This window comes from Streptomyces sp. SirexAA-E, from assembly GCF_000177195.2.
Classification (GTDB): domain Bacteria; phylum Actinomycetota; class Actinomycetes; order Streptomycetales; family Streptomycetaceae; genus Streptomyces; species Streptomyces flavovirens.
This window is the reverse complement of the sequence record NC_015953.1, coordinates 4,765,769-4,785,914: the sequence shown is the minus strand read 5'-3', so window position 1 is coordinate 4,785,914 and position 20,146 is coordinate 4,765,769. Positions and strand designations below refer to the sequence as shown.

Here is a 20,146-nt window from a genome sequence, read left to right as displayed (position 1 = left end):
GCCGCCCTCCGCACGTCCACGGGCCGCACCCCACCTCGCGGCCGCACCCCACCCCCGCACAAGAGAGACATTCCGCGATGACGCACACCCCGGTCCCGTTCCCCGACGGCTTCCTGTGGGGGGCCTCCACGGCCGCCCACCAGATCGAGGGCAACAACACCAACTGCGACTGGTGGGTGAAGGAGCACACGGCCGGCACCCACATCCAGGAGCCCAGCCTGGACGCCTGCGACAGCTACCACCGCTGGCACGAGGACATGGACCTGCTGGCCGGTCTCGGCTTCACCGACTACCGGTTCTCCATCGAGTGGGCCCGGATCGAGCCGGTCGAGGGGCACTTCTCGCGCGCCGAGCTCGCCCACTACCGCCGCATGGTCGAGGGCGCGCTCGCCCGCGGCCTTCGCCCCATGGTCACCCTGCACCACTTCACGGTCCCGCAGTGGTTCGAGGAGCGCGGCGGCTGGACGGCCGACGGCGCCACCGAGCTGTTCGCCCGGTACGTCGCCGCCTGCGCACCCGTGATCTCCGAGGGCGTCGGCCACGTCTGCACGATCAACGAGCCGAACATGATCGCGGTCATGGCCGGCCAGGCCAAGCGGGGAGACATCGGCTTCCCGCCCGCCGGTCTGCCCACCCCGGACGACGAGACCACCCAGGCGGTGATCGCCGCCCACCACGCGGCCGTCAAGGAGGTCCGGGCCCTGGACGCCGGCATCCAGGTCGGCTGGACCATCGCCAACCAGGTCTACCAGGCACGCCCCGGTGCCGAGGACGTCACCGCCGCCTACCGCCACCCGCGCGAGGACGTCTTCATCGAGGCCGCCCGCGGCGACGACTGGATCGGCGTCCAGTCCTACACCCGTACCGAGATCGGCCCCGACGGCCCCGTCCCGGCGGCCGAAGGCGTCGAGCGGACGCTGACGCGGTGGGAGTACTACCCGGCCGCCGTCGGTCACGCCCTGCGCCACACCGCCGAGGTCGCGGGCCCGGACATGCCGCTGATCGTCACGGAGAACGGCATCGCCACCGCCGACGACACCCGTCGCGTCGCCTACTACACGGGCGCGCTGCACGAGGTGGCCTCGGCGATCGAGGACGGACTGGACGTCCGGGGTTACCTGGCCTGGAGCGCCCTGGACAACTACGAGTGGGGCTCGTTCGCGCCGACCTTCGGCCTGATCGCCGTGGACCGCGAGACGTTCGAACGGACCGCCCGGCCCTCCGCGCTCTGGCTGGGCTCCCTCGGCCGTACCCGCGAACTGCCCCGCACCGCCGGCTGACCCCCGGCCCACGCGCAGGGGACGCCTGACGGCCCCCTCCGGCACGGGGCCGCCGCCACCTGACGGGCGGCGGCTCCCGTGCCACACACACGCCACCCGACCGGGCGGTCCGCCGCCCGGTCGCGGGCCGCGCGGGGCGGACATAGCCTCCCCATGTGACACCGCCCGCGAGCCGCGTCCGGCCCCTCCGGCTCCCGACGCGCGGCAGGATCCTCCTCGCCGCGCTGGCGGCGCTGTGCTGGACGGTCCTGCCGAGTGCGTACGGCGCCCGGGCCGAGGACCCCGTCACCCTGTCCCGCCAGGGGCAGGTCACCGACCGGTCCGGGGCCGCGCACGGCGCCGCCGACGGCCACGCCGCCGTCCTCGCCGACTCCCCCGCCCACGCCCCGGACCGCCCTGGTCCCGGTTCGGACGACCGTCCGGTGAACGGCGCCGACGTGACCCTGGTCCTTCCCCTCACCGTCGCCGCCGTCGTGCTCTCGGTCGCGGGCTACGCGTGGCTCCGGCGCAGGCACCGCACCACGACCCGGACCACCCCGGCGCTGCCCGGACGGGGCGGCTCCCGCCCCGGGACCGACGGGCGGATCCCCCTGGCCGGCCTCGACGCCCGGGCCGGGGCGGACCTGGTGGACACCGACGACGCCGTGCGCACGAGCGAGGAGGAGCTCGGCGTCGCCGTCGCCCGGTACGGCGAGGAGGCGGCGGCCCCCTTCATCGAGGCCGTCGCGCATGCCGAGGCCCAGCTGACGGCGGCCTTCCGGTTGCGGCAGCGACTGGACGACGCCTCCCCCGAGGACGACGCGGAGCACCGCCGCATGCTGGAGGAGATCGTCCGCCGCTGCTCGGACGCCGACGCGCGTCTGGACGCCGTGGCCGCGGACTTCGACCGGCTGCGCGCCCTGGAGGAGACGGCCCCCGAGGCGGTGGCGGCGGCCGAGTCCACGTTCCAGGAACTCCTCGGGCGCGTCTCCACGGCCGAGGCGACGCTCGGCGGGATGCGTGAGCGGTACGCCCCCTCGGCGTACGCCCCCGTAGCCGGGGCCGTCGAGCAGGCCCAGGACCGGCTGGTCTTCGCGACGTCGTGCCTCGGCCAGGCACGCCGGGCGGTGGACGGCGGCGGCCGTGCCGAGGCCGCGGTCCGTCTGCGTGCCGTCGAGGGCGCCCTCGCCCAGGCGTCCACCCTCGTGGACGGGGTGGAGCGGCGGGCGGCGGAGCTGGCCGAGGCGGATTCGGCGCTGCCGGGCGCGCTCACCGGGGCGGACACGGACCTGGCCGACGCCAGGGGCCTGCTCGAAGGGGCCGGGCGGGATGTGCCGCAAGGCGATCCGCAGGGCCGGGTGGCACGGGCCGAGGCGGTGCTCGATGCCGTACGGGAGGGCACGCGGTCCGGTCCGTACGACCCGATCGACGCGCTCCGCCGGGTGCGGGAGGCGGACGTGGCGCCGGCCGGGGCGCGGGAGCGGGAGCACGGCGACCGGCGGGCGCGAGCGCTGCTGGAGCAGTCGCTGCTCACCGCGCGGTCGGCGATCGGCGCCGCGGCGGACTACGTCGGCACCCACCGGGGCGCGGTCGGCAGCCAGGCCCGTACCCGGCTGGCGGAGGCGCGACGCCGGTGGGAGGCGGCCCGGGAGTGGTCGGAGACGAACGAGCCTCGGGCGGCGCTGGCCGAGGCCCGGCGGGCGGACGCGCTGGCCGGGCAGGCGCTGGGCCTGGCGGAGCAGGACGTGCGCGCCTACCGGGACGCGCTCGGCCCGTCGACGGGCGGCGGGGCGGACGGCGCCGTGCTGGGCGGCATCCTCCTGGGCGGTCTCTTCGCCGGGGGCGGCGGGGACGGTGCCGGCGGGGGTCTCAACGGCCGGGGGTTCAGCGGCGGGCCGGGCAGCTTCGGCGGCGGGGCGACCCGTGGCCGTCGGGGCGGCGGCCGTTTCTGAGCACCGGCCGCACGCCGGAGGCGACAGGGTTCACGTAGCAAGGAGAGGTGCCATGACCAAGCAGACCGTCCTCGGCCGCGTCACTCAACTGGCGCGGGCCGACGTCAACGCCCTGCTCGACCTGGTCGAGGATCCGCGCGAGATGCTCGACCGGCTGATCCGCGCGTACACGGCCACCATCGCGGAGGCCGAGCAGGCGTTGGCCGTCACCATCGGCACCCTCCGGCTGACGGAGGAGGACCACCGCCAGGACGTGGAGGCGGCCCAGGAGTGGGGACGGAAGGCGCTCGCGGCCAGCCGGAAGGCCGACGAGCTGCGCGCCGGCTCGGCGGGTGAGCAGGCCGACCGGTTCGACGGCCTGGCCAAGGTGGCGCTGGGCCGGCAGCTCCACGCGGAGCGGGAGGCGAAGACCGTGGAGCCGTCCATCGCCTCCCAGACGGTCGTGGTGGAGAAGCTGCGGGCGGGACTGGACCGGATGAAGGCCACGCTGTCCGAGCTGACGTCCGAGCGCGACGAGCCGGCGGCGCGCGCCGCTTCGGCGCACGCGCGGAACCGGAGGACGGACGCGGTGGGCAGCGTCGACGTCATGGACCCGATGAGCGAACTCCACCGGTTCGACGAGAAGGTGCGGCGCGAGGAGGCGAGGGCGGTCGGCCGGCACGAGCCGGCGGCCTCCTCCCTGGACGCCCAGTTCGAGGAGCTGGACTCCCTCGGGGACTCGGCCGAGATCGAGGCCCGGCTCGCCGCCCTCAAGTCGGGCACCTGACCCTTCGGCGCCGTTCGTACGCGTCAGCGGGGGTGGGCCAGCACATTGACCACCCGCCCCTCCGGGTCACGGACGAAGAACCGCCGCACCCCCCATTCCTCGTCCTGCAGGGGGTGCACGATCTCCGCGCCGCTGTCCCGTACGGCCGCGTAGACCGCGTCCACGTCGTCCACCTCCACGCTGACGTCCGGGTCGACCGGGGCGGTGCGGTCCTCGGTCATGAAGCTGAGCTGTGCGGACGGGACGGCCGGGGAGGCGACGGTCATGATCCACCCGTGGTCCATCACCTCCTCGAAGCCCAGCAGCCCGTAGAACTCCCGCTGTTCCTCGGGGGCCTGGGTATGGAGGTTGGGAACGACTCGGCGGACGGCCATCGATGACTCCTGGGAGAGAAGGAGGCGTGCTCGTCCACCTTCGCATCCTCAGTACATGCTGAGCAGCTGTTCGACGGAGAGTTCGGGGCTCGGGGCGCCGTTCGGCAGGGCGAGTTCGAACCAGACCGTCTTGCCGCGCGGGGTGCGCCGCGAGCCCCAGGCCGCGCTGAGCAGCCCGACCAGTTGCAGTCCGCGTCCGCCCTCGTCGGTGTCGCGGGCCCGCCGCCGCCGGGGCTGGACCAGACCGGCGTCCCAGACCTCGCAGACGAGGGTGCGGTCGCGCAGCAGCCTGAGCCGGACCTCGCCCTCTCCGTAACGCAGGGCGTTGGTGACGAGTTCGCTGACGAGCAGTTCCGTGGTGTCCACCAGGTCGTCGAGGTCCCAGGCCATGAGCTGGCCCCGGGCCAACTCCCGGGCGCGGCCGACGGACCGGGGCTCCCGGGGCAGCCGCCAGTCGCCCACCGCCTCCGCCGGCAGCCCCTGGATACGGGCCATCAGCAACGCGATGTCGTCCTCGCCGTGCCGGGTGTCGAGCGTGCTCAGCACGTGGTCGCAGACGTCCTCGATCGGCCGGGACGGTTCGGTGAGGGAGCGGCGCAGGGATTCCAGTCCCTCGTCGAGCGGGTGGTCACGGGATTCGACGAGGCCGTCGGTGTACAGGGCGAGCAGGGCGCCCTCCTTGAGCTCCACCTCGACCTCCTCGAAGGGCTCCCCGCCGACGCCGAGCGGCATGCCGGGGGGCACGTCGAGCAGCAGGGCCGGTTCGCCGGGTTCGACCACGGCGGGCGGGAGGTGCCCGGCGTTGGCGAAGGTGCAGCGCCGGGTGACGGGGTCGTACACGGCGTAGACGCAGGTCGCCAGGTAGACCTCGGAGAGGTCCGCCTCGCGTGACTTGTGGGCGGCCCGGGCCGCCCACTGGACGCCGCCGCCGAATCCGTCGGTCCGGTCGCCGCCGCCCGGGGTGCCGAGGCCTCGGGCGACCTCGTCGAGGGCGGCGAGCACCTCGGCGGGTTCCAGGTCGAGCAGCGCCAGCGTGCGTACGGCGGTGCGCAGTTCGCCCATGGCGACGGCCGCCCGCAGCCCGCGGCCCATCACGTCGCCGACGACGAGGGCCGTGCGGTGGCCGGGGAGTTCGATCACGTCGAACCAGTCGCCGCCGACCTCGGTGGCGGTGTTGCCGGGGAGGTAGCGGCAGGCGATGTCGAGGCCCGCGGCCTCGGGGTCGCCGGGGGGCAGCAGGCTGCGCTGGAGGATCAACGCCCGCTCGTGCTCACGGCGGTAGAGGCGGGCGTTGTCGATACAGACGGCGGCGCGCGCCGCGAGCTCGGTGGCCAGGCCGCGGTCCCGCTCGCCGAAGGGTTCGCTGCCCTTGGTGCGGGAGAACTGCACGAGGCCGACGACGATGTCGTGGGCGACCATCGGCACGGCGAGGGTGGAGTGGACGAAGCCCCGTTCGTCGCCGGGTACGTCGGTGACGCGGCCGGTGCGCAGGGCGACGGCGCAGGGCGAGTGGAACGGATAGCGGTGGACGGAGCCGAGTGCGGGCGGCCCCGTGTCCCCGCCCTCGGTCCCGTCGCCCGGCGCGATGGCCGGCAGGGCGTCGGACACGGCGCTGGCGTGGGCCACGCGGCGCAGCTCGGCCGAACCGCTGCCGGACTCCTGGTGGCGTCGGCCCCAGCTGCCGGGTGAGGCCTCGTCGCCGGTGAGCAGGCCTTGGTAGAGGTCGACGGAGGCCAGGTCGCAGAAGCCCGGCACGGCGACGTCGAGCAGTTCGCGGGCGGTGGTCTCCAGGTCGAGGGAGTTGCCGATGCGCGCGCTGGCCTCGTTGAGCAGGGCGAGGTTGCGGCGGGCGCTGGCCGCCTCGCGGGCGGCGATGTGCCGCTGGGTGACGTCGGTGGCGAGTCCCGCGACCCCGACGGGGCGGCCGGAACCGCTGTGCACCCGGTAGAGGTTCATGGACCAGTGGCGCCGGCCGGCGAAGCCGGGCGGGGTGCCCGTGAGCTGGAGGTCGGTGACGGCGTCGCCGGTGTCCAGGACGCGCTTGAGCGTGGCCGACAGCCGGTCGGCCTCGGGGCGGGCGAGGTAGTCGTCGACCGTGCGGCCCCGGTGGTCGGCGGCCTCGCCGCCGAAGACGGTGGCGAACCGCTGGTTGGCACGTACGACGGTGAAGTCGGTGCCGAAGAGCACGAATCCGAAGGGTGATTGGCCGAATATGGCCTCTGACGCCGCGAGGTCGGTCTCGATGCGACGCAGGGCCCGCACATCCACGACGATGCAGAGCGCGGCGCGTTCGCCGGTGCCCGTCTCGCTCGGCATGACGTAGATCTCGGCCAGGCCGCCGACCCCGTTCTCACCCGGCATCCGGAACGGGACGAGGCCCGTCCACTCCTTGCCGTCGAGGATCTCGCGGACCCGCCGGTGGGCGTCGGAGCGCAGCTCGGCGGGCATGAACGCCTCGACCGGGTCTCTGCCCAGCACCTCGTGGGATTCCATGCCGAACAGACCGGCGGCCCGGCGGCTCCACTGCTCGATCAGGCCGTCGGCCCCGATCGAGAAGGAGGCGACTCTGATGTAGTCATAGATCGAGCCAGGCGGACTGCTCTGCCACATGACGTCGCCCGCCGTCCCACGTATCTCGCTCACGCGACCGTCCCCTCCAGCTCACACACCGGACCGGTCCTGCCCGCAGTATTCAGCACTACGGCCCCGAGCGGCACGGCGTTCACGATCACAGCACGGTCTCAGTCCCTTTCGGCCAGATTTGCCGACGCCGATGATCGCTGTTGCATCCCCTCCCACTCCTAACCAGGCAGAGCGAGCTCGAACCACACCGTCTTGCCGCTCTTTCCGCGCCGGGTCCCCCAGCGACGGGCGGAACAGGCCACGAGCTGGAGTCCGCGACCGCCTTCGTCGTCGGGTCCGGCCGTGCGTTCGGTGGGCGGTTCCGGAAGCGGATCGGAGACTTCCACCCGCAGGCCCTGCCCGGCTGCGGCTGTGCCCGGTCCGTCCCCGTCGGGATGCGGTCGCACGACCCGGACCCCGATGGGACCGGCGGCGTAACACAGCGCGTTGGTCACCAGCTCGCTGACGAGCAGGACGGCGAGGTCGCCCACCGCCGCGTCGAGACCCCAGCTGTGCAGTGCGTCACGGACCGCGTGCCTGGCACTGCGCACGGACCCCGGCCGCGCCGGAAAGCTCCACGCGGCGCAGTCGCCTTCGGTCTCGGTCACGCCGATCACTTCCCAGGGGCCGCAACGGGGCTCAGCCCCTCGGAAGGAGCTAATCAGCCCATACCCGGTATTTCGAGCACCCTATCGCGCGAGCCGGGCAGCGGGGCGTACGCGTGGCCGGGCGCGGGCTCAGCGCAGCTCCCCCGAGGCCTTGAGGTCGTCGAAGAGGAGTTGGTCGACCGGGGGGACGCGTGGGCGGTCCGCGTAGGAGAACCAGGCCATCTCGTCGATCTCGCTGCTGACGGCCAGCGTGCCGCGGTAGTCGCCGTAGTAGCAGCTCATGCGCACCACCACACCGTCCGGGTGGCCGTGGGCCTGCGCCTCGTAGGTGCCGGCGTGCGTCACGCTCGACGGGACGACGGCGACCGTCAGCTCCTCCTCGACCTCGCGCAGCAGCGTCTGGAGGTCGCTCTCGCCGCTCTCACGCTTGCCGCCGGGGATGTAGAAGACGTCCTTGCCCCGTGGCCGGGCACAGAGGATCCTGCCGTTCTCCACCCGCACCCACGCCACCGTGTCGATCAGGACCGACATCTCTCCGCCTTACGTTCGCCCATCCCGGTCAGCCGGACCCTACCGGCAGCGCGGGTCCGCCCTCACCCGGCCGGCCGGTCCGGGCGCGCGATGACGCGGTGGCGGGGCCCTGGTGCGGGAAGGCCCCGGCCACCGCACCGGGAGAACGGGTCGGGCGTGCGGGTGACCGTGGGGATCGTGGAGAGGCCCCGCGGCCGGACGGGTCAGGGGTGCGCGCTCTGGCCCACGCGTTCCACCCAGTAGAGCTGTTTGTGGCCGTGGCGGTCGAGGCCGTCGGCGATCTTCTCGGCCTCGTCGCGCGTCGCGTAGCGGCCCACGCGGTACCGGTTGCCGTTGTCGTCCTGCCTGATCACCAGCCAGGGGAGCACCGCGCCGCTGTCGGTCATCGTGTTCCTCCCCGGCATGTCGCCCCTCTCCCTACTGGCATGCACGTCTCTAAGGATCCCCAGGAAACCGCAGTACGCATATGCCCGAGCGTACGCCTGACCTTCACGCAGAGGATGCATGTTTACACAAAGAGGTACGCATCCGGCCATCGGAAAGGGGGCGCATTCACGTGAATGCGCCCCCGTGTGCGCCTCTTCTGCCCTTCAGCCACCGGCCGGGCGTACGGTCGGCAGAGGCATCAGCACCGGACCGGCGTGCGCCCCCTTACGGCAGACGTCCCCGCACTCCGCGTCCAGCGAACAGCAGAGCGAACAGATGGGGCCCGAGCGGACCGGGCAGTCGGCGATGTCGGGCAGCTCGTAGGCGGTCTCGCACACCGCGCACGTGTGCGTGGCGGTGATGTCGGCGACCTCGACGTGCGGGCCGTTCACCGGGTTGGGGCGGGCCAGGTAGTACCTGCCCTTCGTCGCCCACGCGATCAGCGGGCAGAGCACCAGGGAGAGTCCGGCGGCGATGAACGTGGAGAAGGCCTCGGCGTAGGTGCCGAAGAGACCGAAGAAGGCCAGGATCGAGACGGTCGACGCGATCAGCATCGCCCCGAACCCCGCCGGATTGACCGCCCGCAGGTAGGCGCGTTTGAACTCGATGTACGGCGGGCTGAGGCCGATCCGCTTGTTGATGACCAGGTCGGCCGCGACGGCCGCGATCCAGGCGATGCCGACGTTGGAGTAGAAGCCCAGCAGCTTGTTCAGGGCCGCGAACATGTTCATCTCCATCAGCGTCAGCGCGATGACGAGATTGAGGAAGATGTACCAGACCCGGCCGGGGTGGCGGTGGGTGATCCGGGAGAAGAAGTTCGACCAGGACAGCGAACCGCTGTAGGCGTTGGTCACGTTGATCTTCACCTGGGAGACGATGACGAAGACCGCGGCGGCCGGCAGCGCGAAGGAGCCGAGCCACGGCCTCAGCGCCTCGATCTGCGGTGCGATGGGCTCCAGGGCGTGCGTCTTTCCGACCGCTTCGAGGGCGACGAAGGCCAGGAAGGCGCCGCCGATCTGCTTGGCGGCGCCGATGACGACCCAGCCGGGCCCGGCGGCGAGGACGGCGAGGTTCCAGCGCCGCCGGTTGGCCTCGGTCCGCGCGGGCATGAACCGCAGGTAGTCGGCCTGTTCACCGATCTGCGCGATGAGGGAGAGCGCCACACCCGTACCCAGCCCGAAGGCGACCCAGGAGAAGCCCGGGGAGGCGCCCTCCGTGCCGGTGAAGGAGCCGAACGCGCCCCAGGCGTCGGGCGCTTCGAACGCGAGCACCACGAAGGGCAGCACCATCCCGACGATCCAGACCGGCTGGGTCCAGGCCTGCACCTTGGCCAGCGCGCCCATGCCGCGGAAGACGATCGGGATGACGATCAGGGTGGTGACCAGATAACCGGCCTCGACCGGCAGCCCGATCGCCTGATGCATGGCCTGCGCCATGATCGACCCTTCGAGGGCGAAGAAGATGAAGGTGAACGAGGCGTAGATCAGCGAGGTCAGCGTCGACCCGAAGTAGCCGAAACCGGCACCCCGGGTGACCAGGTCCATGTCCAGGCCGTACTTCGCGCAGGCGCGGGCGATCGGTATGCCGGTGAGGAAGATGATGGCCGCCGCCGCCAGGATCGAGGCGAGCCCGCTGGTGAAACCGTAGGTGAAGACGATCGAGGCGCCGATCGCGAAGTCGGCGAGGTAGGCGATCCCTCCGAGTGCCGTCCCGGCGACGGTCGACGGTGACCAGCGCCGGAAGGAGTGCGGCGCGTAGCGCAGGGAGTAGTCCTCGCGGCTCTCGTCGGCGGCGAGCTTCGCGTAGCTGCGGGCGGGGGCCGTGGGTGTTCCTGGTCCGCCCGGCGGGGCGGGCGGTGGGACCTCGTCCGTCACAGGTGTGGCGATGTCCGTCATCGGTGGCTTCCCGTTCGTCGGTCCGGTGTGCGGGTGACGAACGGGAAGCTAGGAGCAGTACATGACAACTCGTCACGGCGGGCGGTTGCCCGGCGGTTACGAGCCGCCGGTGGGTGTTAACTCGGCCTCACCGGCGGCGTCCGGTGCGTGTGATCGCAAGGCGGAGGGCCGCCCCGATCCCGATCCCCGTCACCGGGTGCATCGGGTGCATCGGGTGATCCGGACAACGCGGACGGGGGCTCCCCGGCCCTCGATGCCTCGGCGGAGTGCGTGCCGGGCGTCGCCGTGCAGGTGGACCTTCCGGAACATGCTCCGGCGGTGCGGCCACCGGCCGGACCGGCCCCTGGTGGTCGCCACGGCCGGCCCGGGTTCACCGGACCGGCAGGTGGTAGGCGATCCGGTACCGGTCGGCGGGCACCACCACGTCGGCCGTCTCCACGGCCCGGCCCGACGCGTAGTAGGTGCGTCCGATGACCATCACCACATGGCCGGGGACGCCGCCGAGCGCCAGGAGCTCCTCCGCCAGCCCCGGGCGCGCGCCGACCTCCTCGACCACGTTGTCCACCACGACGTCGATGCCCGCCATCCGGTCGACCACTCCGCAGCCGCCCAACGGCCCCTCCTCCGGCAGCATCACGGGCGAACGGCCCGTGACGGCCAGCGGCTCCCAGGAGGTGGAGAGCATCATCGGCTCGCCCGCCTCACGGAAGAGGTACCAGGTGCGCATCACCCGGTCGCCGGGCTCGATGCCGAGGCGCTCGGCGATCTCGGGGCTCGCCTCCTCCTGCTCGCTGCGTGACTCCCATGTCCCCCGCGCCCCCTCCGCGGTCTGCTCCTGCCGGAACGGGTCGACACCGCCCTCGCGGCGGTAGCCGGAACGGGCGATCCGCCGTGGGACCGGGCGCTCGCGCACATAGGTGCCCGACCCGGAACGCCCTTCGACGAGCCCTTCGGCCATCAGCACCTTCCGGGCCTCCAGGGCGACCGTGTCCGAGACCCCGTATTCCTGACGGATGCGCGCCTGCGACGGCAGACGGGTATGGGGCGGCAGCGCGCCGTTGACGATCTTCTCCCTGAGATCGCTCGCCACGCGCAGATAGGCGGGCTGCTCACCGAAAGGCACAGGCCACTCCCAACAGGTTGACGGACAGCAACAGCGTGACAACCCTCGGTTGGGCTCCGCAAGCACGGGCCATAGTTTCACCCGAAGTGATGATTTCCCGCCTACCAGCGCATACCTCGCGAACAGCGCCTGGAGCCTTGCTCCCCCGGTCCGGACCAACGGCCGTCGGGCTCCCGCGCGTACGGGCCGACAGCCGTGCGACTCCGGGCGTGTACGGACCTCGCACCCGGGCGGGACCCCACGTGGCCGTGACGCCCCGTCACCGGGCGCGTCGCCCCGTCGGCGCCCCGCGTCGCCCCGCGTCGCCCCGCCTCGCCTCGCCTCGCCGACAGGACACGCGCATGCACAGCGGCGTCACGTACCGGTCCCGGCCCCGGACAACCGGCGCCCGCACCTGACTGGGTGTCAGCCGACCGGTCGGTGGTGTACGCGAAGGGGGACGGGGCGCGGCGTAACCGCTCCGGCGCCACCGGCGTCCCTACCTTCGTACGGTGAGCCTCACGCGCATCTCCCTTCTCGCGTCCCTGGTCGCGGCGGCGCTGGTCGCGCCCCTTCCTCCGCTCTCCCACGCCTCCTCGGGCGCCCCGCCGGCCCCCGGGTGCGGCCGGTCCGGGGAGGCGGATCCGTCCTGGGCGCCGGCGTCCACCACCTTCGGGGAGGCCGAGGGCTACGACCCCTACGTCGGCAACGGCTACCTGGGCCACCGCGTCCCCGCCGCCGGTGCCGGGTACGCGGCGACCGCCCAGAAGACGGGCTGGCCCCTCTACACCCCCCGTTACGACGGCGCCTTCGTCGCCGGCCTCTTCGGCCGCGAGCAGGACCTCGCCGGGGGCCGTGAGGTGATCGCCGCCCTGCCGAGCTGGACGACCCTGGAGGTCGGCGTCGGCCCGGAGACGTACGGTTCCGGGACTCCGGCCGGCCGGGTCTCCCGCTATCGGCAGACCGTGCACCTGCGCTGCGGTGTCGTGGTGACCTCCCTGCGCTGGACCACCGCCGACGGCCGCGCCACCGACCTGACGTACGAGGTCCTCGCCGACCGCTCCGATGTACACGCCGGCGCGGTCCGCCTGCGGATGACGCCGCACTGGAGCGGTACGGCGACCGTCACGGGGCGCCTGGACAAGCGGGGCGCACGCCGGGTCACGGTCGCGGACGACGGCACGTTCCGCACCACCGGTACGGGCACGGAGGGGGCGGTCGTCCAGGCGGGCAGCGGGGAGGGCACCCACACCGTCCGGGTCACCGACGGCCGTGCGTACACCTTCGAGAAGTACGTCGGTGTCGACACCGCCCTCACCTCCCGCGATCCCCTCGCCTCGGCGCGTGCGGCCGCCCGGCGGGCGGAACGGCGCGGCTGGTCCGGTGTCCTCGCGGACAGCGCGGAGGCATGGCGGACGGACTGGGCGTCCGACATCGCCGTACCGGGCAGCGCGGACCTCACGGCCTGGCTGCGGGCCGCCCGGTACGGACTGCTCGCCAACACCCGTACCGGATCCTCGGACAGCCTCGCCCCTGCCGGTCTCACCAGCGACAACTATGCGGGCATGGTGTTCTGGGACGCCGAGACCTGGATGTACCCGGGGCTGCTCGCCACCCGTCCGGAGCTGGCGCGTTCGGTGGTCGAGTACCGCTACCGGACCCGGCACGCGGCCCGCGCCAACGCCGAACAGCTGGGCTACAAGGGCCTGTTCTTCCCGTGGACCAGCGCGAGCCGGGGCCGGCTCGACACCGAGTGCCAGAGCTGGGACCCACCGCACTGCCTGACCCAGAACCACCTCCAGGGTGATGTGTCGCTCGCCGTCTGGCAGTACTACCTGGCCACCGGCGACCGCGACTGGCTGGCGGGGCGCGGCTGGCCGCTGCTGAAGGGGATCGCCGACTTCTGGGAGTCGCGGGCCACCGCGGAGGCGGACGGCGGCTACTCGGTGCGGAACGTCGCGGGCCCCGACGAGTACAGCAACGGCGTCGACGACGGGGTGTTCACCAACGCGGTCGCCGTTCTCGCCCTGCGCAACGCCACCCGCGCCGCCCAGCTCCTCGGCGAGAGCGCCCCCGCCGGGTGGACGCGGGTCGCGGACGGGCTGCGCATCCCGTACGACGCGGAGCGCAAGCTCTTCCTCCAGTACGCCGGTTACGACGGCTCGACCATCAAACAGGCCGACACCGTGCTGCTGACGTACCCGCTGGAGTGGCCGATGGAGGAGGGCGCCGCCGCCGCGACCCTCGACTTCTACGCCGCCCGCACCGATCCGGACGGGCCCGCGATGACGGACTCGGTGCACGCGATCGACGCGGCGGCCATCGGGGAGCCGGGCTGCTCCACGTACACGTATCTCCAGAGGTCCGTACGCCCGTTCGTGCGCGGTCCCTACCACCTCTTCTCCGAGGCCCGCGGGGAGAAGTCCGGCGCGCAGGACCCGCTCTCCGGCTTCCCCGCCGAGGACTTCCTGACCGGCAAGGGCGGCTTCCTCCAGGTCTTCACGCACGGCCTGACCGGGCTGCGGCTGCGCGAGGACGGGGTCCGGCTCGATCCGTCCTTGCCTCCGCAGCTGCGGGAGGGTGTGGAGCTGACGGGGCTGCGCTACCGGGGACGGACGTACGACGTGTCCATCGGCCCCCGGACGACCACGGTACGGCTCACGGACGGCGAGCCGTTCACCGTCCACACCCCGGCCGGGCCGCGCCGGCTGGCCGGTACGCTCACCCTGCCCACCCGCCGTCCCGACCTCACCCCGACGTCGGACGCGGCGCGTTGCCGCCCGGCGGCGGCCACGTCCGAGGCGCCGGGGCTCTACGCGGCCGCCGCCGTGGACGGCAGCCCGGCCACGGCCTGGTCACCGCAGGGCGCGACGGGCACGCTCACGGTGGACCTGGGCCGGGCCGTTCGGGTCGCCTCGGTCACTCCCGCGTGGTCGGACGTCGCACCGGCCTCGTACACCGTGGAGACCTCGCCGGACGGCCGGACGTGGAGGGCCTTCCGGGCCGGGGACGTGGCCCGGAAGGTGCGGATGACGGTCACCTCGGACGATCCGGAGAAGCCGGTGGGGGTGACCGAACTGGCTGTCGGCGCGGAGAAGCCCTAGGGCTCGCGGTGTTCGGCGAGCGGCGGGGGCCTGGACATGCCCCCATCATTTCACGGCGGTGCGCGGTCCCCGCCCCGCACCGGAGCGCGCGAGGGGCCCCTTCGCGCCCCGGTCACACCTCCGTGCCAGGCGCCGCCTCCGCCTCGGCTTCCGCCTCGGGAGAGCCATTCCCCGCTTCACGACGGGTGCTTCGGAGAGCGCCTCCAGGCCGGTGGATCTCTGCCCGGCACCGCGCGAACAGGTCCTACCGCCGCCCGTCGACCAGTCCGGATTCCCAGGCCCAGGCGGCGATCTCCACGCGGTTGCGGGCGGACAGCTTCGTCTGCACGTTGCCGAGGTGGGTCTTCACCGTGCCCACGGAGATGGTCAGTTCGGTGGCGATCTCGGCGTTGGTCAACCCTCGGGCCACCAGGCGCACCAGGTCCTTCTCCCGCTCGGAGAGGGCGGTGTGCGGCTCCCGTGACGTGGGTACGGCGTTGTTGAGGCGTCGCAGCAGCCGGACCGTGATGGCCGGGCTCACCAGCGCCTCGCCGGAGGCCGCCGCCCTGATGGCCTCGACCAGCAGGGCGGGGCCGGAATCCTTGATGAGGAAGCCGGAAGCGCCTTCGCCCAGGGCGCGTTGGACGTACTCGTCGTCGTCGAACGTCGTGACCACGACGACCTTCGGCGGATACACGGTGCCGGGGCGGGTCAGTCTGCGCAGCGCCTCCAGCCCGTCCATGCGCGGCATACGGATGTCCATCAGCACGACGTCGGGCCGGTGGCGCTCGGCGAGTTCCACGGCGTGCAGGCCGTCCACGGCCTCTCCGACCACGTCGATGTCGTCCTCCGCGCCGAGGATCATCGCGAAGCCGGCCCGGACCATGGCCTGGTCGTCGGCGATCAGTACACGGATCGTCATGAGACGGCCACCCCCGCCGTGGTCGCCGGGAGCGTCGCCTCGACGCCCCAGCCTCCGGCCGCCACCGGACCCGCCTGGACGCGTCCACCGATCAGGCCCACCCGCTCGGCCAGGCCCTTGAGGCCGAAGCCGCCGTGGGAGACGTGCCGAGGCCGTCCGTCGTCGCTGACCCGTACGATGACGTGGTCTCCCGCACGGCCCACGCGCACCCGCACCTCGGTGCATCCGTGGGCGTGTTTGCGTACGTTGGTGAGGGCCTCCATCACCACCCGGTGCGCGGTGGTGGTCACCTCCACCGGGAGGTCGTCGAAGCCGCCTTCCAGGTCGAGCCGAGCCTGTGCGCCCCCGACCGCCGAGAACTCCTCGACGAGCGCGCGCACTTCGCCGATGCCCGCCAGCGGCGTCAGCGCGACCTCTCCGTCGGCGTCGCGCAGCATCCCCACCATGTGCCGCATCGAGGTCAGTGCCTCCGAGCCCGCCTGTTCGATCCGCTGGAGTGCGGGCGGCACCAGTTCGGGCCGGCGGCCGGCGATCGCCTGGGCTCCTTGTGCCTGCACGACGATGCCCGTCACGTGGTGGGCGACGAAGTCGTGCAGGTCCCGGGCGAACTCGGTCCGCTGCTCCAGCCTGAGAGCGGCCGCCTGCCGCCGCCGGTCCACCAGGAGCAGACGCGTCCCGAGACCGATGCCCAGCACCATGACCGCCACCAGGGCGTAGATCAGCGCTGCGATGGTGGTGGACTGCTTCACCGAGACCGATACCGGCCGCAGCACGATGGCCAGGAACACCACCGGGACGGCCACCGCCGCCCACAACGGCTTCCCCCGTCGGGCGACGACCAGCAGAAGCCATGCCAGAGCCCCGGGTTCGGCGAACCCCAAGGCCAGCGAGCCGACCGACAGCTCCACGTGCATCGCCACCGATAGACACAGCGACACAAACGCGAAGGCGCAGGCGGCCACCGGCAGCGCACGACTGCCGAGCTTGGGCGAAGCGACGACGAGGGCGATGCCCAACAGGGCAGCTACCGGTTTGGCGGGGCCCAGACAAGGGTGTTCATCGATCGCCCAGTACAAGCCGCCCACCCAGTCCAGCACGCAGAGGGTGGCCATGGCACCGAACAGCAGCAGCCACGCCGTGACGGGCAGGAACCGCGCACGCGCCGCCCCCCTGGTGGCCATGGGTGCGGCCGCCCCGCTCCCCGACTCGACCATCTCTCTCACCGTTCTTCCCGCGACCGGCCGAAAGTCGGAGTCGGCCGCGCATGATCTGTCTTTCGCCCGATCCGCCGCGGGGCGCGGCGGAGAAGAGTGGTGTCCACCGGGCGGTGATCGCCTTCCACCACTTCCATCACACCGAGGAGCATGGCATGGCCACGGCCCCCCTCATCTCGGCGGGGAACCCCCGCAGGTGCTGGAGCCCGCGCCCGGGCCATCCCGCTTCCCGCCCGATGGGGGACACGCACGGGCCGCCCGTCACCGCACGCCGCACGGACCGCCCGTCACCGCAAGCCGCGCGGCCCGCACGCGTCGCAGCCGGCCCCCTCCCCACGTACACGGCATGTACACGGCCGCCCCTCCCCCACTCGCACAGGAGCCACGCATGGACCACGCAGGAACGCAGCACGGAGACGGAACGGGGTTCGCGTATCCCGCCCGTGAGGCGGCGATCGAGGCTCGAGGGCTCGGCAAGAGGTACCGGCGCGGCTGGGCCCTGCGGGACGTCTCCTTCCGGCTGCCGGCCGGGCGGGTGTGCGGGCTCGTCGGCCCCAACGGCGCCGGCAAGAGCACGCTGATGGGCCTGGCCACGCACATGATCCGGCCGACGACCGGGGCCCTGCGGGTGTTCGGCGCGGCACCGGGGTCGACGGACGCCGTCCTGCGTACCTCGTTCCTGACCCAGGAGAAGCCGCTGTTCCGGCGCTTCACCGTGGCCGAGACCCTGCGGCTGGGCCACGAGTTCAACCCCCGATGGGACCAGGAGGTCGCCGAAGGCATCGTCCGCGCGGGCCAGGTACCGATGAACGCGAAGGTCGGCACCCTGTCCGGCGGGCAGCGCACCCGCGTCGCCTTCGCCCTGGCTTTCGGGAAGCGTCCTGACCTGCTCATCCTCGATGAACCGATGGCCGATCTGGACCCGCTGGTCCGCCGCGAGCTCATGACCACGCTGACCGCGGAGGCCGCCCAGCACGGCACGACGGTGCTGGTCTCCTCACACATGCTCGCCGAGCTGGAGTACATCTGCGACTACCTCCTCGTCATCGCGAACGGCGGTCTGCGCCTCGCGGGTGAGGTGGACGAACTGCGCGCCGCGCACGCCCTGCTCGACGTCCCGGGGGCCGGACCGTCCCCCGCGCTCCCCCCGCACCGGGTCATCGAGTCCCGCCGCGGTGAGGGCCGCCCGGGCGTCCTGGTACGCCTCGACGGACCGATGGGGTACGGCGGTCCGGCGGCCGAGCCGCCCACCCTGGAAGAGCTGCTGCTCGGCTATCTGCGCGCACCCGACGCGCCTCCGCTGATCGCGCCCAGCGCCCGGGTCGGCGACATCCACGACATCATCACCGGCGACCGGAAGGCCGTGACCGCATGACCACGCTCACTCGTGACCCGGCGCACCCGACGCGGCACGGACAAGGCTCCCGGCAGGTCCGCCTCCGGCTCGGCGGTCCGGCCTGGCTCGTCTGGCGCCAGCACCGCGCAGCGTTCTGGACGCTCATCGGCCTCACCCTCCTCGCCGTGGTCGCCATGGTCTTCCTGCGCGGGCAGATGATGGACTACCTGTCCGACCAGGGGGCGACCTCGCGGAAGTCCGGTGGTTTGCCGGCCGACTTCGAGAAGCACTTCGACCGGATGTTCGGCGTCGGGAGCTACCTGGCCTACATCCCCGTCCTGGCGGGTGTCTTCGTCGGCGCTCCGCTCTTCGCCGGCGATCTGGAGTCCGGCACCGCCAAGCTGGTGACCTCGCAGTCCGTCAGCCGACTGCGATGGCTCACCATGAAGCTGGCCATGCCCACCGCGCTGCTCGCTCTGTGCACCGCCGTGCTCAGTGCCGTGTTCACCTGGTGGTGGAGTCCGGTCAAGAGCCTTTCCGACGGCCTGTCCTGGGTCTCCTTCTTCGACGTCACGGGTGTCGTGCCGGTGGCCTTCACCCTGCTCACGTTCGCCGTGGGCGCGGCGGTCGGCATGCTGCTGCGACGCACACTGGTGTCGACGGTGGTCACGCTCGGCATCGTGGTGGCGATCGAGGTCGTCTGGAACCGGTTCTGGCGGAACCTCGGGCACGTGATGTCGGTCAGTACCGACCAGGGCATCGGTCCCGGTGCCACGCAGCCGGACCTGCCCGCCCAGGCGGAACAGCAGGGCCAGGGCACCTACTTCCTCACCGACTCCGGAGCCCGCCTGGACTGGACCACCTGCCTCGACCGGTCGGAGGACGAACGGGCGTACACCGCATGCCTGGAGTCCAAGCACGTCGTCGGCTGGTCCATCGACTACCTCCCCGTCTCCCAGATGCACACGATGCAGTGGCTCGGAGCCGGCATCATGCTCACCGCGACCGCCGCCGTCGTCGCCTTCGTCATCACGTGGGGGCGCAAGCGGCTCCTGTGACGGGGCGGGGACGTTGGACGGGAGACAGGGCGGGGGACGGGTGATCCGGCGAACCCGAGTCACCGGGGAGGCCGCCGCCGCCCAGGTCCCCAGCACCCCCGGAACGGCCGCACCCCACGCACGGCAAGACCGAGGGCCCGACTCCGAGCAGGGGGAGTCGGGCCCTTCCGGCCGTGGAACCCGGCGGGCTCCCCGCGAACGGCCTGCGCTTCAGGTGGTCGCGGCAGGAGTGGCCGCCGAGGCGGTACGCGTCTGCAGGATTCCCTCGACGCCCTGGAGGAAGGTCTCGGACACCAGTTCCGGGTCGAAGAGGCAGCCGGCCGCCATGGCACCGTCCCGCAGCATGACGAAATGCCGGCCGGCCGCGTCGGCGGGCTCGTGGCCGGCCTCCGCGAGCAACTCCGTGACGGTGTCCAGGAACCATTGCCGGTGGGCCAGCACGGCTCGGTGGATCGGGTGGGCCGGGTCGGCGTACTCGGCCACCGCGTTGAGGAAGGCGCACCCACGGAACCCGGGTGACCGGATCCCTTCGGCAATGGACCGGCCGACGGCCCGAAGCCTGTCCGCCGCGGGCTCACCGCTCGCCTCGGCGACCGCGACCTGCGCCCGGATTCCCCTGTCGGCCCGGTCGAGATAGGCGAGGACGAGCTCTTCCTTGCCCGAGAAGTGCCGGTACAGCGTCGCCCGGGTCACCTGCGCCTCCGCGATGATCCGGTCGACGCCGACGGAGTGGATCCCCTCCGCGTAGAAGATCCTCGTCGCCGTACTGAGCAGCCTGGCCCGCGCTTCGGACGTGCTGCCGCCTTCTGTGCCCCGACTCATGGACCCGAGACTACCAAATCGGTGAGGGAGAACGTTCGGTCTTGACAGTCGCCGCGAGGTCCCTTTAGATGCTCACAAGACCGAACGTTCTCCCTCTCTCGTGTCCGGCTCTTCAAGGGCCGGGCGACGGGCCGGGCGACGGACCGGGCGAGGGACCGAGCGGCCAGTGCCGCATG

At 72.7% G+C, this 20,146-nt stretch carries 16 protein-coding genes; 6 read left to right on the top strand and 10 right to left on the bottom strand.

Features of this window, described 5'->3' with window-relative positions; all coding sequences use genetic code 11:
- Window positions 1–77 precede the first annotated feature (77 nt).
- The 3 genes from SACTE_RS21525 (at window position 78) to SACTE_RS21515 (ending at window position 3,977) form a co-directional block, all read left to right on the top strand.
- Window positions 78–1,280 (top strand): family 1 glycosylhydrolase, encoded by a 1,203-nt coding sequence (locus SACTE_RS21525; RefSeq protein WP_014048125.1) that lies wholly within the window; start codon window positions 78–80, stop codon window positions 1,278–1,280.
- A gap of 155 nt (window positions 1,281–1,435) precedes the next feature.
- Window positions 1,436–3,211, top strand: coding sequence for a hypothetical protein (locus SACTE_RS21520; protein WP_014048124.1), 1,776 nt, complete (start codon window positions 1,436–1,438; stop codon window positions 3,209–3,211).
- A 52-nt stretch (window positions 3,212–3,263) separates the two neighbouring features.
- Window positions 3,264–3,977, top strand: a complete 714-nt coding sequence (locus SACTE_RS21515) for a PspA/IM30 family protein (protein ID WP_014048123.1) — start codon at window positions 3,264–3,266, stop codon at window positions 3,975–3,977.
- Window positions 3,978–4,000: 23 nt separating this feature from the next.
- Here SACTE_RS21515 and SACTE_RS21510 read toward each other — a convergent pair whose 3' ends face one another.
- From SACTE_RS21510 to SACTE_RS21480, 7 genes are all read right to left on the bottom strand, one after another.
- A complete protein-coding gene (locus SACTE_RS21510) occupies window positions 4,001–4,351 on the bottom strand; it encodes a VOC family protein (RefSeq protein ID WP_014048122.1) in 351 nt (116 codons plus the stop codon).
- A gap of 48 nt (window positions 4,352–4,399) precedes the next feature.
- Window positions 4,400–6,961: a SpoIIE family protein phosphatase gene (locus SACTE_RS21505; RefSeq protein WP_037758347.1), complete on the bottom strand. Its 2,562-nt coding sequence runs from the start codon at window positions 6,959–6,961 to the stop codon at window positions 4,400–4,402.
- A 191-nt stretch (window positions 6,962–7,152) separates the two neighbouring features.
- Window positions 7,153–7,590, bottom strand: coding sequence for an ATP-binding protein (locus tag SACTE_RS21500; RefSeq protein ID WP_019992408.1), 438 nt, complete (start codon window positions 7,588–7,590; stop codon window positions 7,153–7,155).
- Window positions 7,591–7,710: 120 nt separating this feature from the next.
- A complete protein-coding gene (locus SACTE_RS21495; protein WP_014048119.1) occupies window positions 7,711–8,112 on the bottom strand; it encodes an NUDIX domain-containing protein in 402 nt (133 codons plus the stop codon).
- Window positions 8,113–8,315: 203 nt separating this feature from the next.
- A complete protein-coding gene (locus tag SACTE_RS21490) occupies window positions 8,316–8,498 on the bottom strand; it encodes a hypothetical protein (protein WP_019992409.1) in 183 nt (60 codons plus the stop codon).
- A gap of 204 nt (window positions 8,499–8,702) precedes the next feature.
- The gene (locus SACTE_RS21485) at window positions 8,703–10,433 is read right to left on the bottom strand and encodes an allantoin permease (RefSeq protein WP_014048117.1); all 1,731 of its coding nucleotides are present in this window, start codon (window positions 10,431–10,433) and stop codon (window positions 8,703–8,705) included.
- Between the two features lie 370 nt (window positions 10,434–10,803).
- On the bottom strand, window positions 10,804–11,556 hold the full coding sequence (locus SACTE_RS21480) for a GntR family transcriptional regulator (protein ID WP_014048116.1): 753 nt from the start codon (window positions 11,554–11,556) through the stop codon (window positions 10,804–10,806).
- Between the two features lie 491 nt (window positions 11,557–12,047).
- On the opposite strand from SACTE_RS21480, the gene SACTE_RS21475 reads away from it, so the two are divergent.
- Window positions 12,048–14,639, top strand: coding sequence for a discoidin domain-containing protein (locus tag SACTE_RS21475; RefSeq protein ID WP_014048115.1), 2,592 nt, complete (start codon window positions 12,048–12,050; stop codon window positions 14,637–14,639).
- A gap of 244 nt (window positions 14,640–14,883) precedes the next feature.
- On the opposite strand, the gene SACTE_RS21470 is transcribed toward SACTE_RS21475, so the two are convergent.
- Together SACTE_RS21470 and SACTE_RS21465 are read right to left on the bottom strand one after the other, a co-directional pair.
- Window positions 14,884–15,540, bottom strand: coding sequence for a response regulator transcription factor (locus SACTE_RS21470; protein WP_014048114.1), 657 nt, complete (start codon window positions 15,538–15,540; stop codon window positions 14,884–14,886).
- The gene (locus tag SACTE_RS21465; protein WP_019992410.1) at window positions 15,537–16,754 is read right to left on the bottom strand and encodes a histidine kinase; all 1,218 of its coding nucleotides are present in this window, start codon (window positions 16,752–16,754) and stop codon (window positions 15,537–15,539) included. Before SACTE_RS21465 ends, SACTE_RS21470 begins: the two co-directional genes overlap by 4 nt.
- A 388-nt stretch (window positions 16,755–17,142) precedes the next feature.
- Between SACTE_RS21465 and SACTE_RS21460 the strand changes: the two genes are divergently transcribed.
- Both SACTE_RS21460 and SACTE_RS21455 read left to right on the top strand, forming a co-directional pair.
- Complete coding sequence (locus SACTE_RS21460; RefSeq protein WP_014048112.1) at window positions 17,143–18,129, top strand: ABC transporter ATP-binding protein; 987 nt, start codon at window positions 17,143–17,145, stop codon at window positions 18,127–18,129.
- Window positions 18,126–19,148, top strand: a complete 1,023-nt coding sequence (locus SACTE_RS21455; RefSeq protein ID WP_014048111.1) for an ABC transporter permease subunit — start codon at window positions 18,126–18,128, stop codon at window positions 19,146–19,148. Before SACTE_RS21460 ends, SACTE_RS21455 begins: the two co-directional genes overlap by 4 nt.
- Before the next feature lie 210 nt (window positions 19,149–19,358).
- Here the strand turns inward: SACTE_RS21455 and SACTE_RS21450 are convergent, their stop codons facing one another.
- Complete coding sequence (locus SACTE_RS21450; protein WP_014048110.1) at window positions 19,359–19,970, bottom strand: TetR/AcrR family transcriptional regulator; 612 nt, start codon at window positions 19,968–19,970, stop codon at window positions 19,359–19,361.
- Window positions 19,971–20,146: the final 176 nt, after the last annotated feature.

Bases quoted from the DNA above. Each gene is read 5' to 3' on its own strand.
- SACTE_RS21525 (WP_014048125.1), top strand. From the start codon at position 78: ATGACGCACACCCCGGTCCCGTTCCCCGACGGCTTCCTGTGGGGGGCC.
- SACTE_RS21515 (WP_014048123.1), top strand. From the start codon at position 3,264: ATGACCAAGCAGACCGTCCTCGGCCGCGTCACTCAACTGGCGCGGGCC.
- SACTE_RS21510 (WP_014048122.1), bottom strand. From the start codon at position 4,351: ATGGCCGTCCGCCGAGTCGTTCCCAACCTCCATACCCAGGCCCCCGAG.
- SACTE_RS21505 (WP_037758347.1), bottom strand. From the start codon at position 6,961: ATGTGGCAGAGCAGTCCGCCTGGCTCGATCTATGACTACATCAGAGTC.
- SACTE_RS21495 (WP_014048119.1), bottom strand. From the start codon at position 8,112: ATGTCGGTCCTGATCGACACGGTGGCGTGGGTGCGGGTGGAGAACGGC.
- SACTE_RS21490 (WP_019992409.1), bottom strand. From the start codon at position 8,498: ATGACCGACAGCGGCGCGGTGCTCCCCTGGCTGGTGATCAGGCAGGAC.
- SACTE_RS21485 (WP_014048117.1), bottom strand. From the start codon at position 10,433: ATGACGGACATCGCCACACCTGTGACGGACGAGGTCCCACCGCCCGCC.
- SACTE_RS21470 (WP_014048114.1), bottom strand. From the start codon at position 15,540: ATGACGATCCGTGTACTGATCGCCGACGACCAGGCCATGGTCCGGGCC.
- SACTE_RS21465 (WP_019992410.1), bottom strand. From the start codon at position 16,754: ATGGTCGAGTCGGGGAGCGGGGCGGCCGCACCCATGGCCACCAGGGGG.
- SACTE_RS21460 (WP_014048112.1), top strand. From the start codon at position 17,143: ATGGACCACGCAGGAACGCAGCACGGAGACGGAACGGGGTTCGCGTAT.
- SACTE_RS21455 (WP_014048111.1), top strand. From the start codon at position 18,126: ATGACCACGCTCACTCGTGACCCGGCGCACCCGACGCGGCACGGACAA.
- SACTE_RS21450 (WP_014048110.1), bottom strand. From the start codon at position 19,970: ATGAGTCGGGGCACAGAAGGCGGCAGCACGTCCGAAGCGCGGGCCAGG.